The sequence below is a fragment of the Pseudomonas sp. ES4 genome (assembly GCF_050586665.1).
Lineage (GTDB): Bacteria > Pseudomonadota > Gammaproteobacteria > Pseudomonadales > Pseudomonadaceae > Aquipseudomonas > Aquipseudomonas frederiksbergensis.
Window position 1 is genome coordinate 64,753 of record NZ_JBOBDO010000027.1, and the last position, 10,714, is coordinate 75,466.

General features: G+C 60.2%; 12 protein-coding genes. 7 read left to right on the forward strand and 5 right to left on the reverse strand.

Annotated features, from left to right (window positions below; genetic code table 11):
• Positions 1-25: 25 nt before the first annotated feature.
• Together ACQ4OB_RS23995 and ACQ4OB_RS24000 are read left to right on the forward strand one after the other, a co-directional pair.
• On the forward strand, positions 26-1,024 hold the full coding sequence (locus tag ACQ4OB_RS23995; RefSeq protein WP_074871687.1) for a hydrolase: 999 nt from the start codon (positions 26-28) through the stop codon (positions 1,022-1,024).
• 2 nt (positions 1,025-1,026) lie between these two features.
• Complete coding sequence (locus ACQ4OB_RS24000; protein ID WP_074871688.1) at positions 1,027-1,857, forward strand: AraC family transcriptional regulator; 831 nt, start codon at positions 1,027-1,029, stop codon at positions 1,855-1,857.
• Positions 1,858-1,997: 140 nt separating this feature from the next.
• Here the strand turns inward: ACQ4OB_RS24000 and ACQ4OB_RS24005 are convergent, their stop codons facing one another.
• Positions 1,998-2,852: a sulfurtransferase gene (locus ACQ4OB_RS24005; RefSeq protein ID WP_430956574.1), complete on the reverse strand. Its 855-nt coding sequence runs from the start codon at positions 2,850-2,852 to the stop codon at positions 1,998-2,000.
• A 44-nt stretch (positions 2,853-2,896) separates the two neighbouring features.
• The gene (locus tag ACQ4OB_RS24010) at positions 2,897-3,568 is read right to left on the reverse strand and encodes a TetR/AcrR family transcriptional regulator (protein ID WP_074871692.1); all 672 of its coding nucleotides are present in this window, start codon (positions 3,566-3,568) and stop codon (positions 2,897-2,899) included.
• 146 nt (positions 3,569-3,714) lie between these two features.
• Here ACQ4OB_RS24010 and ACQ4OB_RS24015 point away from each other — a divergent pair, with 146 nt between their 5' ends.
• From ACQ4OB_RS24015 to ACQ4OB_RS24035, 5 genes are all read left to right on the forward strand, one after another.
• Positions 3,715-5,145 (forward strand): coniferyl aldehyde dehydrogenase, encoded by a 1,431-nt coding sequence (locus ACQ4OB_RS24015; RefSeq protein WP_430956575.1) that lies wholly within the window; start codon positions 3,715-3,717, stop codon positions 5,143-5,145.
• 28 nt (positions 5,146-5,173) lie between these two features.
• The gene (locus ACQ4OB_RS24020) at positions 5,174-5,719 is read left to right on the forward strand and encodes a twin-arginine translocation pathway signal protein (protein ID WP_076029412.1); all 546 of its coding nucleotides are present in this window, start codon (positions 5,174-5,176) and stop codon (positions 5,717-5,719) included.
• A gap of 129 nt (positions 5,720-5,848) precedes the next feature.
• Positions 5,849-7,444, forward strand: a complete 1,596-nt coding sequence (locus tag ACQ4OB_RS24025; RefSeq protein WP_074871698.1) for a GMC family oxidoreductase — start codon at positions 5,849-5,851, stop codon at positions 7,442-7,444.
• Between the two features lie 115 nt (positions 7,445-7,559).
• Positions 7,560-8,039 (forward strand): pantetheine-phosphate adenylyltransferase, encoded by a 480-nt coding sequence (coaD, locus tag ACQ4OB_RS24030; RefSeq protein ID WP_074871700.1) that lies wholly within the window; start codon positions 7,560-7,562, stop codon positions 8,037-8,039.
• Between the two features lie 103 nt (positions 8,040-8,142).
• Positions 8,143-8,394: a YfhL family 4Fe-4S dicluster ferredoxin gene (locus ACQ4OB_RS24035; RefSeq protein ID WP_003195146.1), complete on the forward strand. Its 252-nt coding sequence runs from the start codon at positions 8,143-8,145 to the stop codon at positions 8,392-8,394.
• A gap of 161 nt (positions 8,395-8,555) precedes the next feature.
• On the opposite strand, the gene ACQ4OB_RS24040 is transcribed toward ACQ4OB_RS24035, so the two are convergent.
• The 3 genes from ACQ4OB_RS24040 to ACQ4OB_RS24050 are packed head-to-tail and all read right to left on the reverse strand — an operon-like array spanning position 8,556 to position 10,589.
• Positions 8,556-8,879, reverse strand: coding sequence for a multidrug transporter (locus tag ACQ4OB_RS24040; protein ID WP_074871702.1), 324 nt, complete (start codon positions 8,877-8,879; stop codon positions 8,556-8,558).
• A gap of 53 nt (positions 8,880-8,932) precedes the next feature.
• Positions 8,933-9,745: a bifunctional DNA-formamidopyrimidine glycosylase/DNA-(apurinic or apyrimidinic site) lyase gene (mutM, locus tag ACQ4OB_RS24045; RefSeq protein WP_074871703.1), complete on the reverse strand. Its 813-nt coding sequence runs from the start codon at positions 9,743-9,745 to the stop codon at positions 8,933-8,935.
• Positions 9,746-9,773: 28 nt separating this feature from the next.
• Positions 9,774-10,589, reverse strand: coding sequence for an HDOD domain-containing protein (locus ACQ4OB_RS24050; RefSeq protein ID WP_162493967.1), 816 nt, complete (start codon positions 10,587-10,589; stop codon positions 9,774-9,776).
• Positions 10,590-10,714 lie beyond the last annotated feature (125 nt).

Genomic DNA, 10,714 nt, shown 5'->3' on the forward strand with positions numbered 1-10,714 from the left:
TCGCACCGCTGCATCGAGAACCATCGTGCCTCATCTGCCAGAACGCTTCACCCCCGCCTTCGGCCTCGGCAACCCGCACTTGCAGACCTTGTGGGGACCACTGTGGCGCAAAACCACGCACATCGAACGCCAGCGCGAACGCTTGTGGCTTGAGGATGGCGACTTTCTCGACCTCGACTGGCACGGCCCACACAGCGTCAGTGCGCCACTGGTGTTGGTGTTGCACGGTCTGACCGGCTCTTCAAATTCGCCTTACGTGGCCGGCGTGCAAAAAGCGCTAGGTGCCCAAGGCTGGGCCAGCGTCGCACTGAACTGGCGCGGCTGTTCGGGCGAACCGAATCTGTTGCCGCGCAGTTACCACTCCGGCGTCAGTGAAGACCTCGCCGAAACCATCAAACACCTGAAAGCCCAACGACCGCTCGCGCCGTTGTATGCGGTCGGCTATTCCCTGGGCGGCAATGTGTTGCTCAAGCACTTGGGCGAATCCGGCAGCAACAGTGGCGTGCTCGGTGCGGTGGCGGTGTCGGTGCCGTTTCGTCTTGATCAATGCGCCGACCGTATCGGCCAGGGTTTTTCGAAGTTCTATCAGGCGCATTTCATGCGGGAGATGGTCGCCTACATCAAGAACAAGCAACGCCAGTTCCAGCATGACGGGCGCGAGGATGGCCTGGCGGCGCTGGCCGCGTTGGGCTCACTGGAGAACATGCGCACGTTCTGGGATTTCGATGGCCGGGTCACCGCGCCGTTGAACGGTTTCGCCGATGCCGAGGATTACTATCGCCGCGCTTCGAGTCGCTATTTCCTTGGCGAGATTCGTACGCCGACCCTGATCATTCAAGCGGCCGACGACCCCTTTGTCTTTCCTCATAGCCTGCCGCAAGCCGACGAATTGTCCGCCTGCACTCAATTCGAGCTACAGACCAAGGGTGGGCATGTCGGCTTCGTCGAAGGCTCGTTCAAGCAACCGGGTTACTACCTGGAACGCCGCATCCCGCAGTGGCTGACTTCCGTGGGCCGCCAGTAAGAATGGGCGTCGATCAAGGTGAGTCGATCCGATTCTGGCAAACAGCGCCGCTGGCCGGCGTCGAATTATTGTCTGCGCGCTACATCGAACACCGCTTCGCGCCCCATGTGCACGACGGGTACGTGATCGGCATGATCATGGCCGGCGCCCAACGCTATCGCTATCGCGGCGCCGAACACCTGGCCGGTAGCGGCACGCTGGTATTGATCAATCCAGACGAACTGCACACCGGCCATAAAGGCACGGAGGATGGTTGGTTGTATCGGGCGTTCTATCCCGACAGCGGTCAGATTCTGTCGCTACTCGATGAGCTTGAACTGCCGACCAGCAACTTGCCGGCGTTCGGCGCGACGCTGTATCGCGATCCGGATCTGGTGGAGGGTTTCTGCCAGCTGCATCGTCTGCTGGAGAGTCCGTCCACTGCCTTGCAGCAACAAACGGTGTGGCGGGAAATGATGCTGTCGCTGCTGCAACGGCACGCAGCGGTGCCGATTGCAGGCAAGCCGGGCAAGGAACACCGGGCGGTGACGCTGGCCAAGGAGTTGCTGCAAGCACAATTGGCGGCGCCGCCTTCGCTGGAAGAACTGGCAGCGGCGGTCAACCTTTCGCCCTTTCACTTCGCCCGGGTGTTCCGTCGCGCCACGGGCATGCCACCGCACACCTGGCTGATGCAGCAGCGCATCGCTCGGGCGCGGGCGTTGTTACAGAACGGTTGTTTGCCGCTGGAAGTGGCGACGCAGTTGGGGTTTGCTGACCAGAGTCATCTGAGCCGGCAGTTCAAGCAGGTTTACGGGGTTGGGCCGGGGGCGTATCGAAGTGCGCGCTTACGGTGATATCTCAACGCATCAATTGCCCCTTGTGGGAGTGAGCCTGCTCCGGGCGGCGTTCCGACGATTGCGGTTTAACAGTCAACATTGATGCTGACTGGTATCCCCTAATCGCGAGACAGGCTCACTCCCACATTCGATCGGGATTACTCGCCGATGGCGATGGCGTGCGCAGGATCGTTGATCCACTCGCTCCATGAACCGGCATACAACGAGCCTAACGGATAACCCGCCAGACACAGCGCAAACAAGTTGTGACAGGCCGTCACGCCAGAACCGCAGTACGACACCAGATCAGCCGGCGAACGATTACCGAGCTTCTCGGCAAAACGCTGCTTGAGCTGATCGGCCGGCAGAAAACGCCCGTCGCTGCCCAGGTTGTCGGTGAACGCCGCACATTGCGCGCCGGGAATATGCCCGGCAATCGGGTCGATCGGTTCTACTTCGCCTTTGAAACGCGGCAAGCCGCGAGCATCGAGCAGGGTTAGCGCGGGCTGGCCGAGACGCTGCTGGAGCTGTTCGGCGCTCAAGACCAGCGACTTGTCCGGTGTCCCCGTAAAGGTGCCACGCTCAATCTGTGGCGCATCAAGACTCAAGGGCAAACCGGCCGCGTGCCAGGCCTTGAGCCCGCCATCGAGGATGAACACGCCGTCACGTTTACCCAGCCAGGCCAGCAACCACCAGGCCCGCGCCGCGTAGGCACCCGGGCCGTCGTCGTACAAAACCACATCGCTGTCGGCGTTGACGCCCCAGGCTTGTAGACGTTCGATCAAGTCTTCAGGTTCAGGCAACGGGTGGCGCCCGGTCACACCCTTGACCACTGTCCCGCTCAAATCACGCTCAAGATCGGCAAAGCTCGACTCGGCAATATGCCCTTCGGCATAGCTGCGCTGCCCGTAATCCGGGTCTTCGAGGGCAAAACGACAATCCAGAATCACCAGCCCCGGCTGCTCCTTTTTCAGGTCCAACGCTTGCGGGCTGATCAGTTGCGCTATGGGCATAACGGGCTCCTGTGATTAGACGATATTTGATCCAACTGCACTTTCTAGCCCGCTTCTTCCAACGCCTGGGCCAGTGGCACGTAAAACTCCTCGAACAGCGCGGTCACCGCGGCGCGAGACTGATCCGTGACAAAACCGGCCTCCAGCACCAGCACCTGATACACGCCACGTTTTATGGCCTGCTCGCTCAGGTGATTGGAGTTTTCACGGGTGGTGCACAGAAAACGCACCCAGGACGTCAGGATGATCCAGGCATTGAGCGTCAGGGATTCGATCTGAACCTTGTCCATTTGCAGGATGCCAGCCTCGACGAAGCCCGCGTAGATGTGCGTGCCATGGATCAGACAGCGCTGGGAAAAGCGTCGATAACGGGCGGCCAGGTCCGGATCACTGTCGAGCAGGTGCTCCAGATCACGGTGCAAAAACCGGTAGCGCCACATGGCGGCCAGCAGTTCCTTAAGGTAGAAGCGCTTGTCATCGACCGTGGCGGCACGCCCCTGGGGCGGGCGCAGGAAGCTGTCCACCAGGCTTTCGTACTCACTGAACAGCACCGCGATAATCGCCTGCTTGTTGGGGAAGTGGTAGTACAGGTTGCCCGGGGAAATTTCCATGTGGGCAGCAATGTGGTTGGTGCTGATGCTGCGCTCACCCTGCTGATTGAACAGCTCCAGGCTGTTCTGCACGATGCGCTCGCTGGTTTTGATCCGAGGGGCCATGGCTTGGGCTTTAATTCAAAGTGCGTTGACGGGCATCTTACGACCTATCCGCGGATGGATAAAACAAAGCTGCGCCAGGATGTCATTTGACTTTATAGAGCATAGACTCTAAAAAGGCCTTTATTCCAATAAATCCGGAGTCGACCGTGACTGCTGACATCGCCTATCTGCAAAACCTGCAGCAGCCTCTGGAAGAACTCCAGACCCTGTTCGACGATCAACGCGCGGCGTACGCCGCCAACCCGATGCCGCCCGCCGCCCAGCGCCAGCAATGGCTGAAAGCCCTGCGCGACCTGTTGAGCAATGAGCGTCAGGCATTGATCGATGCCATCAGCCAGGATTTCAGTCATCGCAGCGCCGATGAAACCCTGCTCGCCGAACTGATGCCCAGCCTGCACGGCATTCACTACGCCAGTCGGCACCTCAAAGGCTGGATGAAGGCGTCGAAGCGCAAGGTCGGGATTGCCTTTCAACCCGCGGCGGCCAAAGTCATTTATCAACCATTGGGTGTGGTCGGGGTGATCGTGCCTTGGAACTACCCGCTGTATCTGGCCATCGGCCCATTGGTCGGCGCGTTGTCGGCAGGTAATCGGGTGATGCTCAAGCTCAGCGAATCGACCCCTGCCACCGGTCTGTTGCTCAAGGAACTGCTGGGCCGAATCTTCCCTCAGGACCTGGTTTGCGTGGTGCTGGGTGAAGCCGACATCGGTGTCGCGTTCTCCAGATTGCGCTTCGATCACTTGCTGTTCACCGGCGCCACCAGCATCGGCAAACACGTGATGCGTGCAGCGGCCGAAAACCTGACCCCGGTGACCCTCGAACTCGGCGGCAAATCCCCGGCCATCGTCTCGCGCGACGTGCCGCTCAAGGACGCTGCCGAACGCATCGCCTTCGGCAAGACGCTCAACGCCGGACAGACCTGCGTGGCCCCGGACTATGTGCTGGTGCCGGAAGATCGTGTCGGCGCTTTCGTCGAAGCCTATCGGCAAGCAGTTCTCGGTTTTTATCCGACCTTGGCCGACAACCCGGACTACACCGCGATCATCAATGACCGACAATTGGCGCGCCTCAACGGCTACATCAGCGACGCCACCAGCAAGGGCGCGCTGCTGATTCCGTTGTTCGACAAGGGCCAGGGGCGCCGCATGAGCCATAGCCTGCTGCTCAATGTCAGTAACGACATGATGGTGATGCAGGATGAAATCTTTGGTCCGCTGTTGCCGATCGTTCCCTACAAGGATCTGGATCAGGCCTTTGCCTACATCAATGAACGACCTCGTCCGCTGGCCCTGTATTACTTCGGCTACGACAAGCGTGAGCAACACCGCGTACTAAACGAAACCCATTCCGGCGGCGTGTGCCTAAACGACACCCTGCTGCACGTCGCTCAGGACGACATGCCATTCGGCGGTATCGGCGCTTCGGGCATGGGCCATTACCACGGTCATGAAGGTTTCCTGACCTTCAGCAAAGCCAAAAGCGTGCTGATCAAACAGCGGTTCAATGCGGCTAAATTGATCTACCCGCCGTACGGAAAATCCATTCAGAAGCTGATCCAGAAGCTGTTTATCCGCTAACGATCATTCCCATCGGGTAATAACAATAATGAGCCCAAGTCTGTCCGACACACCCGCGCTGTCACGGCGCGGCTTGCTTAAATTCAGCCTGGGTGCCAGCGCTTTTCTCGCCACTGCCGGTTTGGGCGCGAGCCTCAGCGGTTGCTCATCGAGCGCGCCAGCCAGCGGTTTTGCGATTCTGCGCAGCGGTGACTTGCTGTTTCTGCGGGCACTGCTTCCGGTGATGCTCGACGGCGCCGTGGCCGTTGAAAAAATGCCGGCGGCCGTCGCTGAAACCCTGCACTGCCTGGATAACGGTCTGAATCACCTGTCGCCGGAAATGCTCAAGCTGACCCGGCAGCTATTCGATGTGCTGGGAATGAGCATCACCCGCGGACCACTGACCGGGATCTGGGGCCGCTGGGAAAACGCCAGTGCCGACGATATCCGGCACTTTCTCGATCGCTGGGAAAACAGCTCGCTGAGTTTGCTGCGCATGGGCCATAGCTCCTTGATGCAACTGGTGATGATGGCGTGGTACAGCCGGCCGGAGTCATGGGCGCATTGCGGGTATCCCGGGCCGCCTACGGTCTGAAACCGAGTTGACCCAATCGCGAGCAGGCTCACTCCCACAGTGGGCACGCGATCCAATGTGGGAGCGAGCCTGCTCGCGATGACGTCAGCCGCCTCACCATAGAATCCAAAATAAAAAGAGAACCCGAAGATGCCCGTACCCGATCCGTTCCGCGAAGGCCTGGCCCGTGGCTGGAAAACCTACAACGGTTCACAACTGACCCAGGACCTGGCCCTCGAAGCGGACGTGGCGATTATCGGCAGCGGCGCGGGCGGCGGCACCACCGCCGAAATCCTCAGCGCTGCGGGCTACAAGGTCTTGCTGATCGAGGAAGGCCCGCTCAAGACCAGCAGCGACTTCAAGATGCTCGAAGACCAGGCCTACACCAGCCTCTATCAGGAAGGCATTGGCCGCATGAGCAAGGACGGCGCGATCACCATCCTTCAGGGCCGCGCAGTGGGCGGCACCACGCTGATCAACTGGACTTCAAGCTTTCGCACGCCGGACCCGACCCTCGACCACTGGGCCAAGGAACACGAGGTCAAAGGCCACACGCCGGCCGAGATGGCGCCGTGGTTCGAGAAAATGGAACAACGCCTGGGCGTCGCGCCCTGGATGATCCCGCCCAACGCCAACAACGACGTGATCCGCAAAGGCTGCGAAAAACTCGGCTATGCCTGGCATGTGATCCCGCGCAACGTGCGTGGCTGCTGGAACCTGGGCTACTGCGGCATGGGTTGCCCGACCAACGCCAAGCAATCGATGCTGGTCACGACCATCCCGGCGGCGCTGGAAAAAGGCGGCGAGTTGCTCTATCTGGCTCGCGCCGAAAAGCTCTTGATCAGCGGCGACAAGGTCACAGGCTTGCACTGCGTAGCGATGGACGACCGCTGCGTCGCACCTACCGGACACACGATCACGGTCAAGGCGCGGCACTACGTGCTGGCCGGCGGCGGGATCAACAGCCCGGCGCTGCTCATGCGCTCCGAGGCGCCCGATCCGCACAAACGGTTGGGCAAACGGACGTTTCTACATCTGGTGAACATGTCGGCCGGGCTGTTCGATGAGGTGATCAACCCGTTTTTTGGCGCCCCACAATCAATCTATTCCGACCATTTCCAATGGCAGGACGGCACCACCGGAAAAATGTCTTACAAACTCGAAGTGCCGCCGCTGCACCCGGCACTGGCGACGACCCTGCTCGGCGGTTTTGGCAAGGAAAACGCCCAGCACATGGAAAACCTGCCCCACACCCACGCCATGCTGGCATTGCTGCGGGACGGCTTTCATCCGGACAGCCCCGGCGGCAGCGTCGAGTTGCGCGGTGACGGCACGCCGGTGCTCGACTATCAGGTTTCACCTTATACCTGGGACGGATTGCGTCGCTCGTTCCACAGCATGGCCGAGATCCAGTTCGCGGGCGGTGCCAAGGCGGTAATGCCCATGCACGCCGACGCTCGCTACGTGAAAACCCTGGCCGAAGCGCGCACGCTGATCGACGGCCTGAGCCTTGAGCTGTATCGCACACGCCTGGGCAGTGCCCATGTGATGGGCGGTTGCGCCATGGGTGAAGACCCGAAAAACGCCGTGGCCGACAGCCTCGGCCGGCATCATCAACTAGGCAATCTGTCGATTCATGACGGCTCGCTGTTCCCCACCAGCATTGGCGCAAACCCGCAATTGTCGGTCTACGGGCTGACGGCGCAGCTGGCAACTTCTTTGGCCGAACGTTTGAAAAACCCATGAAAATGGAGAATATTCCCATCGTCTATAGTGCTTTCTTACTCAAAAGGCGACTTGGCCGACCGGGAAGGCTGCGATACCATCCGACTCCCCAACGGACTCCCGCCAGGACGACGCGATGAACCGAGTGTTGTACCCAGGTACCTTCGACCCTATTACCAAGGGCCATGGCGATCTGGTCGAACGCGCCGCGCGCCTGTTCGATCATGTGATCATCGCCGTCGCTGCCAGCCCCAAGAAAAACCCGTTGTTTCCCCTGGAACAGCGTGTGGCGCTGGCCCGCGAGGTCACTAAACATCTGCCCAACGTTGAAGTCGTCGGCTTCTCGACGTTGCTGGCGCATTTCGCCAAAGAGAAGAACGCCAATGTGTTCCTGCGGGGTTTGCGTGCGGTATCGGACTTCGAATACGAATTCCAGCTGGCCAACATGAACCGTCAGCTGGCACCGGATGTGGAAAGCCTGTTTCTTACTCCGTCCGAGCGTTATTCGTACATTTCCTCGACGCTGGTCCGTGAAATTGCAGCCCTGGGCGGCGATATCACCAAGTTCGTCCACCCTGCGGTGGCGGACGCCTTGACCGAACGCTTCAAGAAGTAACAACCGCTCAAGCGGCGCCCGCGTGCACTGCGGGCGCCAATGCGGCACAATTGCGCGCATTGGTTTATTGCGCCCGGGCCTTCCGTCCCTGGCTGGAGTTAGCATGTCCCTGATCATCACCGACGATTGCATCAACTGCGACGTCTGCGAACCCGAGTGTCCGAACGCCGCCATCTCCCAGGGCGAAGAAATCTACGTGATCGACCCGAACCTGTGCACCCAGTGCGTCGGCCACTACGACGAACCGCAGTGCCAGCAAGTGTGCCCGGTGGATTGCATTCCGCTGGACGAGGCGCATCCGGAGACTGAAGAACAGTTGATGGAGAAGTACCGGAAGATTACTGGCAAGGCTTGAATCAGATAATTTTGTAGCGGCTGTGCCGGCCCTATCGCGAGCAGGCTCGCTCCTACAGTGGAGATGTGTTGTTAACCAAATGTTGTGGGCAAAGGAATTCCACTGTGGGAGCGAGCCTGCTCGCGAAAGGGCCATCAGCCACACCGAAGATGTAACTGACTTCACTCCGTCTGCTCAAACCCTTCCCCGATACACCCCAGACACCGCACGAACGCCGCTTTCGCCGGGTCGACCACCAACGCCTGCCCCGCATCGCCGACGCCGCCACCCAGCGCGGTAAACGGCAACGACAGCACAAACGCTCCGGCCCCGATCACCGTCGCCACCACCAGCAAAGGTCGGGCAATCAGCAAATCGCCGAGCATGGCGTACGCCGGGGGATTCTGGATGGTGTAGCGCGGGTCGCCACTGCCGGTGTTTGCTGCCAGCGCTGGCGCACCGACGCTCAGCAGCAAAACGACGACAAGGGTTCGAAACAGGGTCATGGCAGGGTCCTTGGGCTAGGCAATCAGAACACTGACTATAGACCCTAAGCGTTTCAGCTCTGACAACGTGGGCAAAACACGCTGGCGCGCTGCCCGAGCTTCACTTCCCGAAGTTCCGTGCCACAGACCTTGCAGGGCGCACCGCCACGGCCGTACACGAACAGTTCCTGCTGGAAATAACCCGGCTGACCGTCTCCGCCGATAAAGTCGCGCAGTGTGGTGCCGCCGCGCTCGATAGCGGCCGCCAGGATGCGTTTGATCTCGATCGCCAGTTTCAGATAACGCGCCCGAGAGATGCTCTTGGCCTCACGACGCGGGTCGATACCGGCAGCGAACAACGCTTCGGTTGCGTAGATATTGCCCACGCCGACCACCACCGCGTTGTCCATGATGAACGGCTTGACCGCCATGGAACGCCCGCGGGACTGCTGGAACAAGCGCTCGCCGTCGAACAGGTCGGTCAATGGCTCCGGCCCCAGGCGAATCAACAACTCATGGTTGAGCGGGTCGAGACTCCAGAGCATCGCGCCAAACCGACGCGGGTCGGTGTAACGCAGGGCCAGGCCGGATTCCAGCTCGATGTCCACATGTTCATGCTTGGCCGCCGGCATGCCGACTTCCACCAGACGCAAATTACCCGACATCCCCAAATGGCTGATCAGCGTGCCGACTTCGGCATTGATCAGCAGGTACTTCGCGCGTCGCTCCACCAGCACGATGCGCTGGCCAGACAGCCGCACATCCAGGTCTTCGGGAATCGGCCAGCGCAAGCGCCGCTCACGCACGATCACCCGGCTGACGCGCTGGCCTTCCAGGTGTGGCGCAATTCCGCGGCGGGTGGTTTCGACTTCAGGCAGTTCCGGCATGGCGCTCTCGAATCAGGCTGTGCAACGCTCAGCGGTGAGCGCCAAGGTCACGAATCGTTTGTTTGAGGGACTCGAAGTCGTAGTCCGAGAGACCGACATAATCGAGAACCAGCGGTGCGATGCTGTCCCACTCGTGGTCATCACGCTGGTTGCCCAGCACCCGGAAGGACGCACAAATGTGCTCGGCCATTTTCAGGATCGCCAGCAGGTTTTTCAGCTGACTGTTGCGCGACGACTCATCGCTGAAGATCGCCAACGCATTGTGGTGATTGGCGATGGCGGCGGTCACATGCTCCGGCAGGCGCCAGGATTTGGCGGTGTAATAACCCACCACCGCATGGTTGGTATTGAACACCCGATTCTCGGTATCCACCACCCGGCATTCAGCGCTGGCGCTGGCGTAAGCCTCTTCCAGAACGGTCATGTAGTTGGGGAAGCGCTGGAGCATCAGCGGCACACCGCAGTCATGGAACAGACCCAGGGCGTACGCTTCATCGCCAGCCTGGGTGCCGATGCGCTTGGCCAGGGTCAGGCAGGTCATCGCCACGTCCTGGGCGGTATCCCAGAAACGGTTCAAGGTGACGATGGTGTCGTCGTTCATCTCGCCCTTGATCGACTGCGCGTTGATCAGGTTGATGACCGAGCGGCTGCCCAGCAGGTTCACTGCACGCTGAATCGAGGCAATCTTGTTGCTCAAGCCGTAATACGGCGAATTGACGATTTTCAACAAGGCGCCAGAGAGGCCCGGGTCCTGGGAGATCAGCTTCGCGATCACCTCTAGATCCGGATCGGGCATGTACTGTTCCATCTGCAAATCCACCATGATTTGCGGCTGGGCCGGCACGCTGATGCCTTGCAGGGACTGTTGAATCTGTTCGGTGGTCAGCTCTGGGGACATAAGTACACACTCTGGGACAGGCGGCGATTCTAACCCTTATAAAGTTGGATCCGACAGTCAATCAGGCGCAA

Excerpts from the sequence above, each read along its gene's own strand:
- ACQ4OB_RS24000 (WP_074871688.1), top strand. The coding sequence starts at position 1,027 with ATGGGCGTCGATCAAGGTGAGTCGATCCGATTCTGGCAAACAGCGCCG.
- ACQ4OB_RS24005 (WP_430956574.1), bottom strand. The coding sequence starts at position 2,852 with ATGCCCATAGCGCAACTGATCAGCCCGCAAGCGTTGGACCTGAAAAAG.
- ACQ4OB_RS24010 (WP_074871692.1), bottom strand. The coding sequence starts at position 3,568 with ATGGCCCCTCGGATCAAAACCAGCGAGCGCATCGTGCAGAACAGCCTG.
- ACQ4OB_RS24020 (WP_076029412.1), top strand. The coding sequence starts at position 5,174 with ATGAGCCCAAGTCTGTCCGACACACCCGCGCTGTCACGGCGCGGCTTG.
- ACQ4OB_RS24025 (WP_074871698.1), top strand. The coding sequence starts at position 5,849 with ATGCCCGTACCCGATCCGTTCCGCGAAGGCCTGGCCCGTGGCTGGAAA.
- coaD (WP_074871700.1), top strand. The coding sequence starts at position 7,560 with ATGAACCGAGTGTTGTACCCAGGTACCTTCGACCCTATTACCAAGGGC.
- ACQ4OB_RS24035 (WP_003195146.1), top strand. The coding sequence starts at position 8,143 with ATGTCCCTGATCATCACCGACGATTGCATCAACTGCGACGTCTGCGAA.
- ACQ4OB_RS24040 (WP_074871702.1), bottom strand. The coding sequence starts at position 8,879 with ATGACCCTGTTTCGAACCCTTGTCGTCGTTTTGCTGCTGAGCGTCGGT.
- mutM (WP_074871703.1), bottom strand. The coding sequence starts at position 9,745 with ATGCCGGAACTGCCTGAAGTCGAAACCACCCGCCGCGGAATTGCGCCA.